The organism is Streptomyces sp. A0592, from assembly GCF_004795115.1.
Lineage (GTDB): Bacteria > Actinomycetota > Actinomycetes > Streptomycetales > Streptomycetaceae > Streptomyces > Streptomyces erythrochromogenes.
Genome location: NZ_SSBM01000040.1, coordinates 20972 through 38591 on the forward strand (window position 1 = coordinate 20972; position 17620 = coordinate 38591).

20 protein-coding genes are annotated in these 17620 nt (G+C 74.0%); 8 read left to right on the forward strand and 12 right to left on the reverse strand.

Annotation, left to right across the window (positions count from 1 at the left end):
- Nucleotides 1-59 precede the first annotated feature (59 nt).
- Nucleotides 60-1139 (forward strand): Zn-dependent alcohol dehydrogenase, encoded by a 1080-nt coding sequence (locus E6U81_RS33690; RefSeq protein ID WP_136233802.1) that lies wholly within the window; start codon nucleotides 60-62, stop codon nucleotides 1137-1139.
- Between the two features lie 123 nt (nucleotides 1140-1262).
- On the opposite strand, the gene E6U81_RS33695 is transcribed toward E6U81_RS33690, so the two are convergent.
- The gene (locus tag E6U81_RS33695) at nucleotides 1263-1913 is read right to left on the reverse strand and encodes a TetR/AcrR family transcriptional regulator (protein WP_136233803.1); all 651 of its coding nucleotides are present in this window, start codon (nucleotides 1911-1913) and stop codon (nucleotides 1263-1265) included.
- Between the two features lie 93 nt (nucleotides 1914-2006).
- Between E6U81_RS33695 and E6U81_RS33700 the strand changes: the two genes are divergently transcribed.
- The 3 genes from E6U81_RS33700 to E6U81_RS33710 all read left to right on the forward strand — a co-directional run bounded on the left by E6U81_RS33700 (nucleotide 2007) and on the right by E6U81_RS33710 (nucleotide 4236).
- Entirely contained in the window at nucleotides 2007-3158 is a 1152-nt protein-coding gene (locus E6U81_RS33700; RefSeq protein WP_136233804.1) for an acyl-CoA dehydrogenase family protein, read from the forward strand.
- A 59-nt stretch (nucleotides 3159-3217) separates the two neighbouring features.
- Nucleotides 3218-3505 (forward strand): YiaA/YiaB family inner membrane protein, encoded by a 288-nt coding sequence (locus E6U81_RS33705; protein WP_030661476.1) that lies wholly within the window; start codon nucleotides 3218-3220, stop codon nucleotides 3503-3505.
- Between the two features lie 95 nt (nucleotides 3506-3600).
- A complete protein-coding gene (locus tag E6U81_RS33710; protein ID WP_136233805.1) occupies nucleotides 3601-4236 on the forward strand; it encodes a TetR/AcrR family transcriptional regulator in 636 nt (211 codons plus the stop codon).
- 23 nt (nucleotides 4237-4259) lie between these two features.
- Here E6U81_RS33710 and E6U81_RS33715 read toward each other — a convergent pair whose 3' ends face one another.
- On the reverse strand, nucleotides 4260-4721 hold the full coding sequence (locus E6U81_RS33715; RefSeq protein WP_030901938.1) for a MaoC family dehydratase: 462 nt from the start codon (nucleotides 4719-4721) through the stop codon (nucleotides 4260-4262).
- A gap of 105 nt (nucleotides 4722-4826) precedes the next feature.
- Here E6U81_RS33715 and soxR point away from each other — a divergent pair, with 105 nt between their 5' ends.
- On the forward strand, nucleotides 4827-5270 hold the full coding sequence (gene soxR / locus E6U81_RS33720) for a redox-sensitive transcriptional activator SoxR (RefSeq protein ID WP_136233806.1): 444 nt from the start codon (nucleotides 4827-4829) through the stop codon (nucleotides 5268-5270).
- Here the strand turns inward: soxR and E6U81_RS33725 are convergent.
- From E6U81_RS33725 to E6U81_RS33740, 4 genes are all read right to left on the reverse strand, one after another.
- Nucleotides 5267-6037: a 3-keto-5-aminohexanoate cleavage protein gene (locus E6U81_RS33725; RefSeq protein ID WP_240804168.1), complete on the reverse strand. Its 771-nt coding sequence runs from the start codon at nucleotides 6035-6037 to the stop codon at nucleotides 5267-5269. The genes soxR and E6U81_RS33725 overlap by 4 nt on opposite strands.
- Nucleotides 6038-6061: 24 nt before the next feature.
- On the reverse strand, nucleotides 6062-6643 hold the full coding sequence (locus E6U81_RS33730; RefSeq protein ID WP_136233807.1) for a hypothetical protein: 582 nt from the start codon (nucleotides 6641-6643) through the stop codon (nucleotides 6062-6064).
- Between the two features lie 95 nt (nucleotides 6644-6738).
- Nucleotides 6739-8052, reverse strand: a complete 1314-nt coding sequence (locus tag E6U81_RS33735; protein WP_206310088.1) for a serine-threonine protein kinase — start codon at nucleotides 8050-8052, stop codon at nucleotides 6739-6741.
- A gap of 83 nt (nucleotides 8053-8135) precedes the next feature.
- Nucleotides 8136-9455: a DUF1343 domain-containing protein gene (locus tag E6U81_RS33740; protein WP_136233808.1), complete on the reverse strand. Its 1320-nt coding sequence runs from the start codon at nucleotides 9453-9455 to the stop codon at nucleotides 8136-8138.
- A 94-nt stretch (nucleotides 9456-9549) separates the two neighbouring features.
- Between E6U81_RS33740 and E6U81_RS33745 the strand changes: the two genes are divergently transcribed.
- From E6U81_RS33745 to E6U81_RS33755, 3 genes are all read left to right on the forward strand, one after another.
- Complete coding sequence (locus tag E6U81_RS33745; RefSeq protein ID WP_136233809.1) at nucleotides 9550-10314, forward strand: SDR family oxidoreductase; 765 nt, start codon at nucleotides 9550-9552, stop codon at nucleotides 10312-10314.
- On the forward strand, nucleotides 10311-12146 hold the full coding sequence (locus E6U81_RS33750; RefSeq protein WP_240804169.1) for an AMP-binding protein: 1836 nt from the start codon (nucleotides 10311-10313) through the stop codon (nucleotides 12144-12146). The genes E6U81_RS33745 and E6U81_RS33750 overlap by 4 nt, the downstream gene beginning before the upstream one ends.
- 67 nt (nucleotides 12147-12213) lie before the next feature.
- Nucleotides 12214-12819 carry a TetR/AcrR family transcriptional regulator gene (locus tag E6U81_RS33755; protein WP_136233811.1) on the forward strand — a complete coding sequence of 202 codons (606 nt, stop codon included), beginning with the start codon at nucleotides 12214-12216 and terminating at the stop codon, nucleotides 12817-12819.
- 122 nt (nucleotides 12820-12941) lie between these two features.
- On the opposite strand, the gene E6U81_RS33760 is transcribed toward E6U81_RS33755, so the two are convergent.
- The 6 genes from E6U81_RS33760 to E6U81_RS33785 form a co-directional block, all read right to left on the reverse strand.
- Nucleotides 12942-14174 (reverse strand): acyl-CoA dehydrogenase family protein, encoded by a 1233-nt coding sequence (locus E6U81_RS33760; RefSeq protein ID WP_136233812.1) that lies wholly within the window; start codon nucleotides 14172-14174, stop codon nucleotides 12942-12944.
- Nucleotides 14175-14184: 10 nt separating this feature from the next.
- Nucleotides 14185-15252: a phosphotransferase family protein gene (locus tag E6U81_RS33765; protein ID WP_136233813.1), complete on the reverse strand. Its 1068-nt coding sequence runs from the start codon at nucleotides 15250-15252 to the stop codon at nucleotides 14185-14187.
- Between the two features lie 133 nt (nucleotides 15253-15385).
- Nucleotides 15386-16297: an MBL fold metallo-hydrolase gene (locus E6U81_RS33770; protein ID WP_136233814.1), complete on the reverse strand. Its 912-nt coding sequence runs from the start codon at nucleotides 16295-16297 to the stop codon at nucleotides 15386-15388.
- 146 nt (nucleotides 16298-16443) lie between these two features.
- A complete protein-coding gene (locus E6U81_RS33775; RefSeq protein ID WP_136233815.1) occupies nucleotides 16444-16740 on the reverse strand; it encodes a hypothetical protein in 297 nt (98 codons plus the stop codon).
- 167 nt (nucleotides 16741-16907) lie between these two features.
- Complete coding sequence (locus E6U81_RS33780) at nucleotides 16908-17225, reverse strand: DUF202 domain-containing protein (RefSeq protein ID WP_136233816.1); 318 nt, start codon at nucleotides 17223-17225, stop codon at nucleotides 16908-16910.
- The gene (locus tag E6U81_RS33785; RefSeq protein ID WP_031153931.1) at nucleotides 17222-17620 is read right to left on the reverse strand and encodes a DUF202 domain-containing protein; all 399 of its coding nucleotides are present in this window, start codon (nucleotides 17618-17620) and stop codon (nucleotides 17222-17224) included. Before E6U81_RS33785 ends, E6U81_RS33780 begins: the two co-directional genes overlap by 4 nt.

A 17620-nucleotide genomic window follows, 5' to 3' on the forward strand; every position in this document is an offset into this window, starting at 1 on the left:
ACGCTCCCGCAGCCCCGCGCCCGCACCCGCCCCCGCACCGGAAAGTCGAGACGACGCCCATGGTCCGCGCCGCCATCCTGCCCGCCGTCGGAGCACCGCTGGAGATAAGGGAGATCGTGCTGCCCGACCCCGGCCCCGGGCAGGTCCGCGTCAGGCTGGCCGCGGCCGGCGTCTGCCACTCCGACCTGTCCCTCACCGACGGCACCATGCGGGTCCCCGTGCCCGCCGTCCTGGGCCACGAGGGCGCGGGCACGGTCCTCGCCGTCGGGGAGGGCGTCACCCACGTCGCCCCCGGCGACGGTGTCGTGCTCAACTGGGCGCCGTCCTGCGGGAAGTGCCACCACTGCACCATCGGCGAGGTCTGGCTCTGCGCGACCGCCCTCGCCGGGGTCGGCAACGTCTACGCGCACGACGCCCGGGGCACCGCGCTGCACCCCGGGCTGAACGTGGCCGCGTTCGCCGAGGAGACCGTCGTCGCAGCCGCCTGCGTGCTGCCCGCGCCCGTCGGGATCCCGCTCGACGAGGCCGCCCTGCTCGGCTGCGCCGTCCTCACCGGCTACGGGGCCGTCCACCACAGCGCCCAGGTCCGCCCGGGCGAGTCGGTGGCCGTCTTCGGTGTCGGCGGGGTCGGCCTGGCCGCGCTCCAGGCCGCCCGGATCGCGCAGGCGGGCCCGGTCGTCGCCGTCGACGCCTCACCGGCCAAGGAGGAACTGGCGCGCGCGGCCGGAGCCACCGAGTTCGTGCTCGCCTCCGACACCACCGCCAAACAGATCCGTGCGCTCACCGGCGGGCAGGGCGCGGACGTCGCCGTCGAGTGCGTCGGCCGCGCCGAGACCATCCGCGGCGCCTGGGATTCGACCCGCCGCGGCGGCCGCACCACGGTCGTCGGCATCGGCGGCAAGGAGCAGCAGGTCACCTTCCACGCCCTGGAGATCTTCCACTTCGCGCGCACTCTCACCGGCTGCGTCTACGGCAACAGCGACCCCGCCCGCGACCTCCCGGTGATCGCCGAGCACGTCCGCGCGGGCCGCCTCGACCTGGGCGCCCTGGTGACCGACCGGATCACCCTCGACGACATCCCAGCCGCGTTCGACGCCATGCTCGCGGGCAAGGGCGGCCGCTCCCTCGTCGTCTTCTAGTCCTCGGCCCGACACCCTGCCCGTCATCCGGCCTGTCACCTGGTCCGGTCCCGTGCCTGAACCGGTCCGGTGCCTGGTCCGGTCCGGTGCCCGGCCCGGTCCGGTGCCGGGTCCGGGCGGGCCTCAGTCGCCCCGGTTCGCGCGCGCCAGCGCCTCGTACTGGAGGGCCAGCCCGTCCAGCAGCGCCTCCAGGCCCGTCTCGAACGCGCCCTCGTCCACCTCGCGCTGCCGCTCGGCCAGCAGGTGGGCCTGGCCCAGGTGCGGGTAGTCCGCCGGGTCGTAGGCCGAGCGGTCGTCCACGAAGCCCCGGGCGAAGGAACCCACCGCCGAGCCCAGGATGAAGTACCGCATGAGCGCGCCGATCCGGGTCGCCTGCGCCGCCGGCCACCCGGCCTCCGTCATCGCGCCGAACACCGCGTCCGCCACCCGTAGTCCCGCCGGGCGGCGACCGGGTCCGCGCGCCAGCACCGGCACGATGTTGGGATGGTCCGCGAGGGCGTCCCGGTACGAGTGCGCCCACGCCTGCAGCGCTCCCCGCCAGTCCTGGCCGCCGTCGAACATCGACAGGTCGACGCGCGAGCTCACCGCGTCCGCCACCGCGTCCAGGATCTCGTCCTTGGTGCGGAAGTGGTTGTAGAGCGAGGGCCCGCTGACCCCGAGCGCGGCCGCCAGCCGCCGGGTCGACACCGCCTCCAGCCCCTCCGCGTCGACCAGCGTCCCGGCCGCCTCGACGATCCGGTCCCGGCTGAGAAGGGGCTTGCGCGGTCTGGCCATGCGCCACATAGTAAAGCCTGCCCACCAAAAACTACCGGTGCTAGTTAAAGCCGCGCCGGCCGCCACCCCGCCACCCGCCTGGAGGAGGTCCCGGTGAATCTGGAGCTGAGCGAGGAGCAGAGCGCCGTACGCCGGCTCGCCCGCGAGTACGCCGAGCGCGAGATCGTCCCGTACGCCGCCGAGTGGGACCGGGCCGAGAGCGTGGACCGGGCCATCGTGAAGAAGCTGGGCGCCCTCGGATTCCTCGGCCTGACCGTCCCCGAGGAGTACGGCGGATCCGGCGGCGACCACCTTTCCTACGTCCTCGTCACCGAGGAGCTCGGCCGCGGCGACTCCGCCGTGCGCGGCATCGTCTCCGTCTCCCTCGGCCTGGTCGCCAAGACCATCGCTACCTGGGGGACCGAGGAGCACAAGCGCACCTGGCTGCCCCGCCTGTGCTCCGGCGACGCGCTCGGCTGCTTCGGCCTGACCGAGCCCGGCACCGGCTCCGACGCCGCGAACCTCACCACTCGCGCCGTGCGCGAGGGGGACTCGTACGTCCTCCACGGGACCAAGATGTTCATCAGCAACGGCACCTGGGCCGACGTCGTGCTGCTCTTCGCCCGCACCGGGGCGGAGCCGGGCCACCGCGGCGTCTCCGCCTTCCTCGTCCCCGCCGACACCCCCGGCCTGACCCGCCGCGAGATCCACGGCAAACTCGGCCTGCGCGGCCAGGCCACCTCCGAACTCGTCCTCGACGCCGTCCGCGTGCCCGCCTCCGCGATGCTCGGCCCGGAGGGCAAGGGCTTCTCGGTGGCCATGTCCGCACTCGCCAAGGGCCGCATGTCGGTCGCCGCCGGCTGCGTCGGCATCGCGCAGGCCGCCCTGGACGCCGCCGTCTCGTACGCCGCCCACCGCGAGCAGTTCGGCAAGCCGATCGCCCACCACCAGCTGGTCCAGGAGCTCATCGCCGACATCTCGGTCGACGTGGACGCGGCCCGGCTGCTGACCTGGCGCGTCGCGGACCTCATCGACCGCGGACGGCCCTTCGCCACCGAGTCCTCCACCGCCAAGCTCTTCGCCTCCGAGGCCGCCGTGCGCGCCGCGAGCAACGCCCTCCAGGTGCACGGCGGTTACGGGTACATCGACGAGTACCCGACCGGGAAGCTGCTCCGCGACGCCCGCGTGGCGACCCTCTACGAAGGCACCAGCCAGATCCAGAAGCTCCTCATCGGCCGCGCCCTCACCGGGGTTTCCGCCTTCTGAGTAGCGGTATGAGTACGTGCGCGGATGTGCCCCTCCGCCGCCCGCCCGATGCTCGACGCATGAACGAGACACCGGTCAAGCAGCAGAACACGGGGGCGTACTACGGACAGGCCGTCGCCTCCTTCGCCATCGCCCTCGTGGCCGTGGCCGTCGGGATCTATCGCCTGGAGGCCGACGGCTGGGTCCGCGCGTTCCTCGGGATCGCGGTCCTCTACCTCACCACCTCGGCCTTCACCCTCGCCAAGGTGATCCGCGACCGCCAGGAGGTCACGCAGATCGTCAGCCGGGTGGACCAGGCCAGAATGGAGAAGATCATGGCCGAGTACGACCCCTTCGCACCGAAGTAGCCGCACGGGCCGGAGCGGCCGGCCCGAGAACGCTAAGCGCTTGCTCACCTTCCCTGTAGGGTGTTCACTCCCGACGGTGAAGAGGTGAGTGAGCGATGGACAGCGCGGAGGACACGGTCGACGGCTACCGGCCGTGGTCCGAGGTCACCCCGGACGCCGCACGGCGGCTGCTCGTCGCCGCCGTCGACGCCTTCGCCGAGCGCGGCTACCACGCCACCACCACCCGTGACATCGCGGGCCGCGCCGGCATGAGCCCGGCCGCGCTCTACATCCACTACAAGACCAAGGAAGAGCTGCTCCACCGGATCAGTCGGATCGGGCACGACAAGGCCCTGGACATCCTCACCACAGCCGCCGACGGACCCGGCTGCGCCGCCGAGCGCCTCGACGCCGCCGTGCGGTCCTTCGTCCGGTGGCACGCCGCGCACCACACCACCGCGCGCGTGGTCCAGTACGAGCTCGACGCCCTCGCCCCCGGGCACCGCTCCGAGATCGTGACGCTGCGCCGGCAGAGCGATGCCGCCGTGCGCCGCATCCTCGCCGACGGGGTCGCGGCGGGGGAGTTCGACGTCCCCGACGTGCCCGGGACCACCCTGGCCGTCCTGTCGCTGTGCATTGACGTCGCCCGCTGGTTCAGTGCGGCCGGGCAGCGCACGCCCGACGAGGTCGGCGCGCTCTACGCCGACCTCGTGCTCCGCATGGTGGGCGCACGACCGCGCCCGGCGACGTAGCAGCCCTCAGGGGGCCGTGGCCCTCAGAAGTAGTAGCGGGACACCGACTCCGCCACGCACACCGGCTTCTCGCCGCCCTCGCGTTCGACCGTCACCGTGGCGGTGACCTGTACGCCGCCGCCCGCCTCGGCGACCTCCGTGATCACGGCGGTGGCGCGCAGCCGTGAACCGACCGGCACCGTCGCCGGGAACCGCACCTTGTTCGTGCCGTAGTTGAGGCCCATCCGCATGCCTTCGACCCGCATGACCTGCGGCACCAGGCTGGGCAGCAGCGACAGCGTCAGGTAGCCGTGCGCGATGGTGGAGCCGAAAGGTCCGGTCGCGGCGCGCTCCGGGTCCACGTGGATCCACTGGTGGTCGCCGGTCGCGTCCGCGAAGAGGTCGATCCGCTTCTGGTCCACCTCCAGCCAGCCGCTCGGCCCGAGCGGTTCGCCGATCCCGGCGTGCAGCTCCTCGGCGGACGTGAAGACCCTCGGCTCGGCCATGCCTGTTCCTGTCTCTCGCGGGACCACTGACGGACGAATAAGCGCTTGCTCAGCATGCTGGGACCGTATGTGTATGTCAACGGACCTCCGGCTACCCTCGGCCGGGTGCCGCAGATTCCCGAGAAAATCCACGAACTCACCGTCGGCCAGCTGTCCGCCCGCAGCGGCGCCGCCGTCTCCGCGCTCCACTTCTACGAGGCCAAGGGCCTGATCAGCAGCCGCCGCACGTCCGGCAACCAGCGCCGCTTCACCCGTGACGCGCTGCGCCGGGTGGCCTTCGTACGCGCGGCCCAGCGCGTGGGCATCCCGCTCGCCAGCATCCGCGAGGCACTGGCCCAGCTCCCCGAGGAGCGCACCCCGAACCGCGAGGACTGGGCCCGCCTGTCGGAGGCCTGGCGCACCGAGCTCGACGAACGGATCAGCCGACTCGCCCGGCTGCGCGACCATCTGACGGACTGCATCGGCTGCGGCTGCCTCTCGATGGAGACCTGCGCCCTGTCCAACCCGGACGACGTCTTCGGTGAACGCCTCACCGGCTCACGGCTCTAACAGCGTCCCGAGCGGGCCGTCAGTTCCCGGGCCGCCGCCACCAGTTCGGCGTTCGACCGCGCCGGCCGCCCGTCCGGCAGGTGCAGCACGTCTCCCACGCCGGTGCGCGCGGCCGTGCCGCACCGGGCGGCCAGCCGCAGCACCGGCCAGGCAGCCCCGTCCCGCCCGAACAGCAGCACCGCTTGTGGCGGCAGCCCGCGCAGACCGGCCGGCAGGGCCGGCCCGGTCGCCCGCTCGTAGGCCGGCACCGCCGCGCACTCGGCCACCACCCGGACCCCGTCCCGGTCGCCCCCCGGGCGCCGTTCCAGCCAGGCCCGCAGCCGCTCCAGCGGCTCCGGCCCGGCCGCGCCGCCCAGCGGAGCCACCGCGTCCACCGGCACCCCCCGCTCCAGCAGGGCCCCGGCGAGCCCGGCCGCTCCCGGCTCCGCGAAATGCACCACGGCCCGGTCCGGCAGTACCGTCCACGCGCCCACCCGCGCCAGCCGCTGCGCCGGATCCGGCTCGGCCGCGATGCTCGCCGGCACCGACAGCGGTACGCCCACCCCCGCGTCCCGCAGTGCCTCCAGCACCGGCCCGACCACCCGCGGCGAGAGGCTCTCGCGCCCGCACGGCGTCCGGGGGTGCACCAGCACCCCACCCGCCCCGGCGGCGACCGCCCGCACCGCGGACTCCGCCAGGTCCTGCGGTGACATGGGTACCGCAGGCCCGTCGGAGGCGCCGCGCGAACCGTTGACCGACACCACGGCCGGCCCACCCGCCACCTTCACGCCGCCACCTTCACGCCTGCGCCTTCACGCCGCGTCCGTCGACGGGAAGTCCGCCAGGGCCGGTCTCGGCACCACGATCCCGCAGCCCGCGCACACCGGCCCGTCCCAGGCCAGCGCCCCCTCCCACGGGCCCACCGGAGCCACCTCCGGCCACCGCAGCTCGGTGTCCCCGCAGACCGGGCACCCCGTCCCCGGCTCCGACTCCAGGGCCCGGACCAGCCGCCGGAGCACCTCGCCCAGGGCCCCCTCGGGCCGCACCCCCGGGTCCGCACAGCGCACCACCGCGTCCCCGCTGCCGCCCCAGGCCCACTCCGGCCGGCGCAGCCCGTGGTGCTTCTCCCTCCGGCGCCGTTCCGCGAACTGGCGCTCGTACTCCAGCCAGACCCTCCGCGCGTCCTCCAGCTCCTCCAGCGCGGCCACCAGCCGCAGCGGGTCCGCCCCCCGGTCCTCGGGGGCGATCCCGTGCCGGTCGCACAGGTGCCACCACGTGGCCCGGTGCCCGTAGGGCGCGAACCGCTCCAGGCAGCGGCGCAGCGAGTGGCGCCGCAGGGCCCGGTCATTGCGCGCGTCGCGCACCTGGTAGGCCAGACTCCGGAATCCCGCCATCACACCATCACCTCCGCCGATGTGCCCAACATGCCCGGTCGGGAGCGGGCGCATGCGGGGGCGGACGAGGCGTGCAGGTGGCACATGGCCGGAACTCAGCGCCCCATGCGCCCCGCGGACACCACCACCCGGGCCAGTTCCTCGTGGCAGATGTCGCTGTGCGCCCCCGAGGGGGCGCCGCCGCGCCGCACCACGGAGCCCGCGTCCACACTGACGCATCCGGCCGTGGGCACCCCCTCGCGCAGGGCGGTGTCGAGGCTCAGCCGGGGCGCTCCCGGCACCGCCTGGACCCCGTCGTGCCCGATCGCGCCCCACCGCGCGTCGAAGCCGAGCAGACCGGCCGAATCACCCGCCATCCGGGACGCCAGCGGGTAGAAGACCTTGAGTGCCGAGTCGTGCGGGGAATGGCAGGCCACCACCGGACCGTCGACCTTCCGGTGGAGACCGCGCAGCGCGCCGCCGCGCCCCTTGTCGTGCGGCAGCCGGTCGGCGAACGCGTAGTGCGAGAAGGCCCCCTGGAGCAGGGTCACGGACCTGATGTACCGGGCGCCGTCCGGCGCCGCGCGCAGCGAGAAGGACACCACCCGGGCCCCGAAGCTGTGGCCGATCAGATGGAAGCGCAGGGCCGGGCGGCCCGCCGCCAGCTCTGCCAGGACCGGGCCCAGCCCCCGCTCGCCCACCACGCCCGCCCTCTTCTTCATCTTGTAGTACGCCGCTTGTCGGAGCAGTTCCTTGGCGCCGCCCCACAGGCCGCGCAGGCCCCCGCCGACCGTGAGCCCCGGTTCCTCGGTACCGGCGGCCGCGGCGCCGGCCCTGGCCAGGGCGAGCGAGAGGGCCCGGCAGACCTCCAGCACGTCCTCCGTGAAGATCGCGGGTACCGCCGGCGCCGCCACCGCGTGCACCGCGTCCAGGCCGGCCAGCTCCCTGACGAGCGCGCCGAACTCGATGAACGCGGCCGCCGACTCCGGCTGCTCCGCCAGCAGCTCCGCCAGCCGGTCCAGCTCCGCGCGCCGTCCGGGCCAGAACTCCCCGAGCGCCCGCCGGGTCAGGGGGTCGAGCGCGCAGCCGCTGCCCGGTTCCGCGAGGGCCCCGGCCACCTCGAAGTCGGGTATCGGCTCGTCGGAGAACCGCATCGAGGGCCACACGACGCCCACGTACCCCAGCCGCACCCCCGGCCCCACCAGTGCGGGGAAAGGGGCGAAGAACCGCTCGTAGAGCCGGGTCGCCGTGGACCGGTCGCTGTTCCAGCCGTGCGCGAAGACGAGCACGTCCGTCGCCTCCATCCGGGACACCGCCCCCTGCGAGGCGCGGTCGACGTCCCCCTCGGAGTCGAAGGTCAGCTCCGCGTACGGCCCCACCCCGATCCCGGTCCCCGTCCCGAAGCCGAATCCGCCACCGACGTCCGCCATGACGTCCCCCTTCACGCCGTGCTTCCGGTGCAGCCAGCATCCTGCTGCGGCGCCCGCCCGGCCAGCCCCCCGGCGCGGCCGGCTCAGGAGTAGAGCAGGTACTGCGCGCGCACCGTCTCGAAGCGGGCCAGCCCCGCCGCCCAGTCGGCCGCGACCTCCTCCACCCCGGCGCCCGCGTCCACCAGTGTGCGCACCCGGTCCGAGCCGGTCAGCCGGTCGATCCAGTGGTCCGCGCGCCAGCCGAAGCCGCTCCACACCCGGCGGGCGGTGACCAGCAGCCCGATGCCGGCCCGTACCGGGTCGAAGGCCTCCCGGTCGTGGACGATCAGCCGGACCCCGCCGCACACCTTCCCCACGTGCTTGGAGAAGGTCGGCGTGAAGTACGCCTCCCGGAACCACACCCCGGGCAGCCCCAGCCCGTTCGCCGCCTCCGCCCACCGCCGGTCGATCCCCTCGGCACCCAGCACCTCGAAGGGCGTGGTCGTCCCGCGCCCCTCGGAGAGGTTCGTCCCCTCGAACAGGCAGGTGCCGGCGTACGCGAGGGCCGTGTCCGGCGTCGGCATGTTCGGGCTCGGCGGCACCCAGGGCAGCCCGGTCTCCCCGAAGAAGGACCCGCGCCGCCACCCGGACATGGCCACCGTGGTCAGCCTGACGGGGCCGGCGGCAGCCCGGCCGGCGGCAGCCCGGCCGGCGGCCAGGAACTCGCCGTTGAAGAGCCGGGCCAGCTCGGCCGCCGTCATCCCGTGCGCGAGCGCGATCGGCTCCCGGCCCACGAAGCTGGCGTACGGCCGCTCCAGCACCGGGCCCGCCGCCCGCCGGCCGCCCACCGGGTTCGGCCGGTCCAGCACCACCACCGCCTTGCCGGCGAGGGCCGCTGCGCGCATGCAGTCGTAGAGGGTCCAGATGTAGGTGTAGAAGCGGGCCCCGACGTCCTGGATGTCGAAGACGACGGTGTCGATCCCGGCCGCCGTGAACACGTCGGCGAGCCGCTGCCCGCTCTTGTCGTACGTGTCGTAGACGGGCAGCCCGGTCGCCGGGTCCCGCGAGGCGCCCTCGGAGTCCCCGGCCTGCGCCGTCCCGCGGAACCCGTGTTCGGGCCCGAACACCGCGACGAGGTCGACCCGTTCGTCCGCGTGCAGCACGTCCACCAGGTGCCGGGCATCGGCGGTGATCCCCGTGGGGTTGGTGACCACCCCGACCTTCTGTCCGGCGAGGACGGCGTACCCGTCCGCCGCGAGCCGCTCGAAGCCGGTGCGCACCCGGCCCGCCGCCCGAGGCGCGCCGGTCCCGGTCCCGGCTGCTCCGGCACCTGCGGCGGTACCCGCCGCACCCAGGGCGCCCACCGCACCCGCCGATCCCACGACCCCCGCCAGCCCCAGCACCCCGCGTCGCGACAGCGTCATCCCGACACGCTACGAGGCGCGCCCCTTCCGCCCCGACATACCGACTGGTTAGTCTGCCCGGATCCGCAACCCGCCGTACGAGAGGTGTGATCCCGTGAGCGCGTACCAGGACCAGCGAGTCGTCGTCACCGGCGCGGGCGGCGGCATCGGCGCCGCGCTCGCCCACCGCTTCGCGGCCGAGGGCGCCACGGTGGTCGTCAACGACCTCGACCCCGCCAGGGCCGCCGCGGTCGCGGGCGCCATCGGCGCACGGGCGATCCCGGTGCCGGGCGACGCCTCGCAGATCGTGGCCGAGGCCCGCGAGGCGCTCGGCGGGACGGTCGACGTCTACTGCGCCAACGCCGGACTCGCCTCGGGCGGGGACGCCGATGCCGACGAGGCCGTCTGGGAAGCCGCCTGGAACGTCAACGTCATGGCCCACGTCCGCGCCGCCCGGCTGCTGCTGCCCGACTGGCTGGAGCGGGGGAGCGGCAGGTTCGTCTCCACCGTCTCGGCCGCGGGACTGCTCAGCATGATCGGAGCCGCCCCGTACAGTGTCACCAAGCACGGTGCGCTCGCCTTCGCGGAATGGCTCTCGCTGACCTACCGGCACCGCGGTGTCCAGGTCCACGCCATCTGCCCGCAGGGAGTGCGCACCGACATGCTGACCGCCGCGGGCTCGGCGGGCGAACTCGTCCTCGCACCGACCGCGATCGAGCCGGAAGCGGTCGCGGACGCGCTGTTCGACGGCATGGAGAAGGGCCGCTTCTTGATCCTCCCGCACCCCGAGGTCGCCGACTACTACACGGTCCGTGCCACCGACCCGGACCGCTGGCTGAGCGGCATGAACCACCTCCAGCAGGCATGGGAGACCCGGTGACCCCCGGTTCCGCTTCCACCTCTGCCCCTGCCGCTGCCTCCGGCTCCGGTTCTGCCTCGGTCTACGCCGCCCGGCCCTGGCGCGGACTGCTCTCCCCGGTCCAGCTGGCGCCCGTCACGCCGCCGCCGACCGTCCTGCACGCCTTCCGAGAGGCAGCCGCCCGAGCCCCCGAACGCACCGCGCTCGCCTACTTCGACGGCCGGATCGGCTATGCCGAGGCCGACGCGCTCTCCGACGCCGTCGCCGGCCACCTCGCGGCGCGGGGCGTCCGCCGCGGCGACCGGGTCGCGGTCATGCTGCAGAACACCCCGCACTTCGTGCTGGCCGTCCTCGGCGCCTGGAAGGCAGGGGCCGTCGTCGTCCCCCTCAACCCCATGTACAAGTCCGGCGAGGTCGGCCACGTCCTGCGCGACTCGGGAGCCGCCGCGCTCGTGTGCGACGGCCGCGCCTGGGCGGCGTACCTGCGTCAGGCGGTGCGGGGCAGCGCCGTGCGGACCGTGCTGACCGCCTCGGACCGGGACTTCCAGACCCGCGACGACCCGCGCGTCTTCGGCCCGGCACCGGACCCGACCGCTGCCACTGGCACGGCCACTGCCACGGCCCCCGACCGACCGCTCGTGCCCGCGCAGACGGTCGCGCCGGAAGCGGTGCCCGGACGCGAGCAGCCGGCCGCCGCGGACCCCGCCGATCCCGTCACCGCCGATCCCGTCACCGCCGACCTGCTCACCGTGGCCCGCGGCGGGCGGCCTGCTCCGGACGGCCCGGACCTCACCGCCGCCGACACCGCCCTCATCAGCTACACCTCCGGCACCAGCGGCACGCCCAAGGGCGCGATGAACCCGCACGGCGCGCTCACCTACAACGCCGTGCGACAGGTGACCTCCCACCCCCTCGCCGAGGGCGCCCGCTACTTCGCCCTCGCACCCCTCTTCCACATCACCGGCATGGTCTGCGAACTCGCCGCGTGCTTCGCCAACGCCGGCACCCTCGTCCTCGCCCACCGCTTCGACGCCGGCGCCGTCCTCGACGCCTTCCTGGAACACCGGCCCGCCTACGCCGTCGGCCCGGCCACCGCCTTCATGGCCCTCGCCGCCCACCCCGCAGCCACCCCGGACCACTTCGCCTCCTTCCAGGTGCTCTCCTCCGGCGGCGCCCCGCTCCCGCCCGCGCTCGTCGAACGCCTGCGCGCGGCCTTCGGCTTCTACCTCCGCAACGGCTACGGCCTCACCGAGTGCACCGCCCCCTGCGCCAGCGTGCCCGTGCACCTCGAAGCCCCCGTCGACCCCGCCTCCGGCACCCTCTCCGTGGGCCTGCCCGGCACCGACACCCTCGTCCGCATCCTCGACGAGGAGGGGGAGGAGCTGCCCATCGGCGAGACCGGCGAGATCGCCGTACGCGGCCCCCAGGTCGTGCCCGGATACTGGGGCCTGCCCGCCGAAACCGCCGAGGCCTTCCCGGACGGCGAACTGCGCACCGGGGACGTCGGCTTCATGGACCCGGACGGCTGGCTCTACGTCGTCGACCGCAAGAAGGACATGATCAACGCGTCCGGCTTCAAGGTCTGGCCGCGCGAGGTCGAGGACGTGCTCTACACCCACCCCGCCGTCCGCGAGGCCGCCGTGGTCGGCGTCCCCGACCCGTACCGCGGGGAGAGCGTCAAGGCGTACGTGAGCCTGCGCCCCGGCATCTCGGCCGAGCCGGAGGAGCTCTCCGCCCACTGCGCCGAGCGCATAGCCGCGTACAAGTACCCGCGCCAGGTCGAGATCCTGCCTGTCCTTCCGAAGACGACCAGTGGCAAGATCCTGCGACGGGAACTGCGCGATCGCGGCTGAAAACAGTCGGACGGTCGTACAGCTGGTCGCACCGACCAGGCAGAACGAGAAAGGGAGGGTCGGCACCATGGCGGCCAGGACCACGGAACCCGCAGGCACGCACGAGGCCCCGGTACCGCAGCGGCTGCTGGCCGTCGCCACCCGGCTGTTCGCCGAGCGCGGCTACGACCGCACGTCCGTCCAGGAGATCGTCGAGGCGGCCGGGGTGACCAAGGGCGCGCTCTACCACTACTTCGGGTCCAAGGACGACCTCCTGCACGAGGTGTACGCGCGCATGCTGCGCCTCCAGCAGCAGCGCCTCGACGCGGTGGCCGCCTCCGACGCCCCCGTCGAGGAACGGCTGCGGGCGGCCGCCGCCGACGTGGTCGTCACCACCATCGAGAACCTCGACGACGCCATGATCTTCTTTCGGTCGATGCACCAGCTCAGCCCGGAGAAGTTCAAGCAGGTGCGGGCGGAGCGCCGGCGCTACCACGAGCGCTTCCGGGCCCTGATCGAGGAGGGGCAGAAGGCCGGCGTCTTCTCCACCGCCACCCCCGCCGACCTGGTGGTGGACTACCACTTCGGGTCCGTGCACCACCTGTCGACCTGGTACCGGGCCGACGGCCCGCTCACACCGCAGCAGGTCGCCGACCACCTCGCGGACCTGCTGTTGCGGGCGCTGCGGCCCTGATCCCCGAGGCGTCCGGCGCGGGGTGGTCGGTGTAGCCCTCCGCCCCCTGGACGCGGTCGGCCCGGGGCCCGGTGCTGCGCTCCGGGACCTGGCTCCCGGCCCGGGCCCCGCTCCGCCGGAGGCTACATGTAGCGCCTCAGCTCCCTACGGGCCAGGGAGCGCTGGTGCACCTCGTCCGGGCCGTCGGCCAGCCGCAGGGTCCGGGCCGCCGCCCACAGCTCGGCCAGCGGGAAGTCCTGGCTCACCCCGCCCGCGCCGTGCAGCTGCACCGCGTCGTCCAGGATCCGCACCACCGCCCGCGGCGTCGCGATCTTGATGGCCTGGATCTCGGTGTGCGCACCCCGGTTCCCGACCGTGTCCATCAGCCAGGCCGTCTTCAGCACCAACAGCCGGAGCTGCTCCACCGTGACGCGGGCGTCGGCGATCCAGTTCTGCACGACGCCCTGGGCGGCCAGCGGCTTGCCGAAGGCCGTACGCTCCACCGCGCGCCGGCACATCAGCTCGATCGCCCGCTCCGCCATGCCGATCAGCCGCATGCAGTGGTGGATGCGCCCCGGACCGAGCCGGGCCTGGGCGATGGCGAAGCCGCCGCCCTCCTCGCCGATCAGGTTCGCCGCGGGGACCCGTACGCCGTCGAACACCACCTCGGCGTGGCCGCCGTGGTCGTGGTCCTCGTACCCGTACACCGTCATGGCCCGCCGCACCTCGACGCCCGGGGTGTCCCGCGGGACCAGGACCATCGACTGCTGACGGCGCGGATCGGCGCCCTCCGGGTCGGTCTTGCCCATCACGATGAAGACCTTGCAGTCCGGGTTCATGGCGCCGGAGATGAACCACTTGCGGCCGGTGACCACGTACTCGGCGCCCGCCCGCTCGATCCGGGTCTCGATGTTCGTCGCGTCCGAGGAGGCCACCTCGGGCTCGGTCATCGCGAACGCGGAGCGGATCTCGCCGTTCAGCAGCGGATCCAGCCACTGCTTCTTCTGCTCCTCGCTCCCGAACTGGGCCAGCAGCTCCATGTTCCCGGTGTCGGGGGCCGCGCAGTTGGTCGCCGTGGGCGCCAGGTGCGGGCTGCGGCCGGTGATCTCGGCGAGCGGCGCGTACTGGAGGTTGGTCAGTCCCGCGCCGTACTCCGCGTCGGGCAGGCTGTGCTGGTCTACGAGGAAGAGGTTCCACAGACCCTGGCGGCGTGCTTCGGCCTTCAGTTCACCGAAGACGGCCGGGGTGTCCCAGGGCGAGGCCAGCCGTGCGCGCTGCTCGGCGGCGACGGGCTCCGCCGGGTAGACGTACTCCTCCATGAACGCGAGCAGCCGTTCGCGGAGTTCCTCGGTCCGGGCGTCGAATGCGAAGTCCATGCTGCGTGCCTCAGCCTTCCTGGCCGTTGTCGAATGGATGGAGGCCCTGGAGGGTGGTCAGTCCGTGCTCGATGAAGACCGGAACCAGCTCGCCGATCCGGTCGAAGCCCGCACCGACGGTCTGCCCGAGCGTGTAGCGGTAGTGGATGCCCTCGAGGATCACCGCGAGCTTGAACCAGGCGAAGGCCGTGTACCAGGCGATGGCCCCGGTGTCCCGCCCGGAGCGGGCGGCGTACCGCTCGACCAGCTCCGCGGGCGTCGGATGCCCCGGGGCCCCGCTCGTGGTGCCGACCGGGGACGCGGGCAGACCCAGGTCGGAGCTGTACATCACCAGCAGCCCGAGGTCGGTCAGCGGATCCCCGAGCGTGGACATCTCCCAGTCCAGCACCGCCCGGATCGTGTCGGGGCCGGACGGGGACCCGCCGATGAGGACGTTGTCGAGCCGGTAGTCGCCGTGCACCACGGTCGGGGCGGGGGAGTCGGGCAGGCTGCGGCCCAGGGCGCCGTGCAGCTCGTCGATCCCGGCGAGCTCACGCCCCCGGGAGGCCGCGAGCTGCTTGCCCCAGCGCCGCAGCTGCCGGTCGAGGAAGCCCTCCGGCCGGCCGAAGTCGCCCAGGCCCACCGCCTCCGGGTCCACCGCGTGCAGCTCGACCAGCGTGTCGACCAGCCCGAGCACCGCCCGCCGGGTCCGCTCCGGGCCGATCGCGGCGAGCTCGTCGGCCGTGCGGTACGGCACCCCGTCGACGTACTCCATGACGTAGAACGGCGCCCCGAGCACCTCCTCGTCCTCGCACAGCAGCACCGGCTCCGGGACCGGCACGGCCGTCCCGTGCAGCGCCGCGATGACCCGGTGCTCCCGGCGCATGTCGTGGGCGGTGGCCAGGACGTGGCCGAGCGGCGGCCGGCGCACCACCCAGCGGGCGGTCCCGTCGGTGATCTCGTACGTGAGATTCGACCGGCCGCCCTCGATCAGCCGGCCGCGCAGCGCACCGGCCACGAGTCCCGGCCGGGCCCGGTCGAGATGACCGCGCAGCCGCTCCAGATCCAGGCCTCGCGGGTCGGCCGGGGCTGAGGTCATGTGCGCACCTCCGTGCGGAGAGTCGATGAGGGACGAGCGGCGGTGCGTCGGCGCACCACCGCAGGTAATCATGCCGACCAGTCGGTATGCCGTCCAGAGGGCGGGCCGAAAGAACCCCTCCGGCCCGGCGGGCTCACGCGTGGCAGAGGATCGGCGTACCGCCGTTCATCACCGTCATGTCCGTGAGGACCGCCAGTATGTCCAGCGGCGCGCCCTCCGGCTCCCCGGCCAGCTCCGCATAAGCCCGGTGCACGTTCGCCACCAGCCGCTCGCTCTCCCGCCACGCCGTGAATTCGCCGAGATCGGCCTGTCGGGCCACCTCCAGCGGGGTCAGCCCCGTGGCCCTCCCCTCCCGGGCCAGTTCGGCGACGTACCGCAGGTAGCGCTCGGTGGAGTCGTAGGCCGACGGGTCGGTCAGCGGCCCGTGGCCCGGGACGACGGTCTCCGCGTCCAGCGACCGCAGCAGCTCCAGCGCCCGCAGGGAACCGGCGAGCGAGCCCATCGCCAGGAACGGCGTGCCCCCGGCGAAGACCAGGTCCCCGGTGAAGACCACCCGCTGCCGGGGCAGCCACACGACCGAGTCCCCGGTGGTGTGCGCGACGCCCGGGTGGACGACCTGCACCTCGGTCCCGCCCACGTGCACGGTCGCCCGGTCGCTGTAGGTGAGGTCGGGCGCGGTGATGTCGATCGCCCCGAAGTCCGTCGCGGGCCAGATCATCTCCAGCTGGTGGCCGGCGGCGAGCTGCTCGGTCCGGGCGTTGTCGTGCGCGAGGACCAGCGCCTCGGGGGTGAAGACGGAGTTGCCGTAGGTGTGGTCGCCGTGGTGGTGGGTGTTCACCACGGTCCGCGGGAGCGGCACCCCGGCCGCCACGACCGCCTCGCGCAGCGCCAGGGCCCGCCGCTCGGTGGCGGCGGTGTCGACGAGCAGGGTCCGGCCGCCGTCGCTCACGAAGCCGGCGTTGTTCAGGCACCAGCCGCCGTCGGGCTGGACGTAGGCGTACACCCCCGGCGCGGGCTGGACGAGGTACGGGTCGTCGACGGGCATCTGCGCTCTCCCCGGGTCGCTGTGACAGGCGGTCGGCATCCTGCCAGCCGCCGTCGCGCCGGGGGAGAGCGGGTGCCGCCCCGGGCCGGCCGGGGGAGCCCGCGAGGGGCCTGGCCCGGAGCGCCGGTCAGGGGCGGCGGCGACGGTCAGTGGTCGTCGTAGTGCCCGTCGTGCGCTGCGTGCCGGTGTCCGTCGTGCAGATAGTCGACGTGGTCGCCGTGCCGGACGGTGTCGTGCCCGCAGCCCGTGCCGTGCGCGTGGGCGTGGCCCTCGTGGGCGGTGTGCCCGGCCGGCTCGCACTCGTCCCAGTGCCCCGAGTGCTCCCGGTGCAGGTGTCCGTCGTGCGCGTAGTCGACGTGGTCGCCGTGCGGGACCGCCTGGTGGCCGCAGTCCGCGCCGTGGACGTGCTGGTGCGTGGGGTGTTCGTGGTGGAGGGTCGTCATGGCGTCGAGACTAGTGCGAATGGTCGGCTATCACCCGTTGTGTCCCGATCAGAAGGGGTAAGTGGGATGATCGGTCAGGCGGCTCAGGACTCAGGGCTCGGCGCTCAGCGCCCAGGGGCGGGTCACGGTCATCCTCTGACCCTGACCCGCCCAGGGGCGGGTCAGGGTCAGAGGATGACCGCCACCGCGAACGCCGCCAGCGCCACCGTGCACGCGACCGCGGCCAGCACCGACCGGGCCCCCAGCACCTGCGGCCGGCCGGTCGCCAGCGCCTGGATCCGGCGGTGCGCCACCCACAGGAACGCCAGCCAGACCAACACGATCACCGCCGCACCGGCCACCTCCGTCGACGACCCGGACCCGCGCAGCGCCTGCCGCAGCGCCAGCACCGCCACCACCGAGGACGCCAGGGTCGTACGCCGCCACGCGAGCCGGGTCCGCTCCGGCTGGAGCCCGGCGTCGCGGTCCGTCCCCGGAACGCTCACCGCCCCGACGTCCAGCCCAGCAGCACGACCACCACCATCGCCACCGCGACCAGCCCCACGCCCAGGCTCAGCACCACCGGGAACCGCGACAGCGGCAGGTCCTCGTGCCGCCGCATCGCCCGCTCGCAGCGCACCCAGTGGTTCACCGCCCGCAGCGCGCAGGCCGCACCCACCACGAGCAGCGCCAGGGCCATCCCCACCCGTACGCCCCACCGCAGGTCGGGCAGGAACTGGTCGACGGCGAAACCGCCGCCGACCAGGGCCAGAGCGGTCCGGATCCAGGCGAGGAACGTACGTTCGTTGGCCAGCGAGAAGCGGTAGTCGGGGGTGTCGCCCTCGTCCTTCAGCCGCGACGGCGCGAACCACAGGCGTACGTCCTTGACGAAGTCGATCAC

Excerpts from the sequence above, each read along its gene's own strand:
- E6U81_RS33690 (WP_136233802.1), top strand. The coding sequence starts at position 60 with ATGGTCCGCGCCGCCATCCTGCCCGCCGTCGGAGCACCGCTGGAGATA.
- E6U81_RS33695 (WP_136233803.1), bottom strand. The coding sequence starts at position 1,913 with ATGGCCAGACCGCGCAAGCCCCTTCTCAGCCGGGACCGGATCGTCGAG.
- E6U81_RS33705 (WP_030661476.1), top strand. The coding sequence starts at position 3,218 with ATGAACGAGACACCGGTCAAGCAGCAGAACACGGGGGCGTACTACGGA.
- E6U81_RS33710 (WP_136233805.1), top strand. The coding sequence starts at position 3,601 with ATGGACAGCGCGGAGGACACGGTCGACGGCTACCGGCCGTGGTCCGAG.
- E6U81_RS33715 (WP_030901938.1), bottom strand. The coding sequence starts at position 4,721 with ATGGCCGAGCCGAGGGTCTTCACGTCCGCCGAGGAGCTGCACGCCGGG.
- E6U81_RS33730 (WP_136233807.1), bottom strand. The coding sequence starts at position 6,643 with ATGGCGGGATTCCGGAGTCTGGCCTACCAGGTGCGCGACGCGCGCAAT.
- E6U81_RS33735 (WP_206310088.1), bottom strand. The coding sequence starts at position 8,052 with ATGGCGGACGTCGGTGGCGGATTCGGCTTCGGGACGGGGACCGGGATC.
- E6U81_RS33740 (WP_136233808.1), bottom strand. The coding sequence starts at position 9,455 with ATGACGCTGTCGCGACGCGGGGTGCTGGGGCTGGCGGGGGTCGTGGGA.
- E6U81_RS33755 (WP_136233811.1), top strand. The coding sequence starts at position 12,214 with ATGGCGGCCAGGACCACGGAACCCGCAGGCACGCACGAGGCCCCGGTA.
- E6U81_RS33760 (WP_136233812.1), bottom strand. The coding sequence starts at position 14,174 with ATGGACTTCGCATTCGACGCCCGGACCGAGGAACTCCGCGAACGGCTG.
- E6U81_RS33765 (WP_136233813.1), bottom strand. The coding sequence starts at position 15,252 with ATGACCTCAGCCCCGGCCGACCCGCGAGGCCTGGATCTGGAGCGGCTG.
- E6U81_RS33770 (WP_136233814.1), bottom strand. The coding sequence starts at position 16,297 with ATGCCCGTCGACGACCCGTACCTCGTCCAGCCCGCGCCGGGGGTGTAC.
- E6U81_RS33775 (WP_136233815.1), bottom strand. The coding sequence starts at position 16,740 with ATGACGACCCTCCACCACGAACACCCCACGCACCAGCACGTCCACGGC.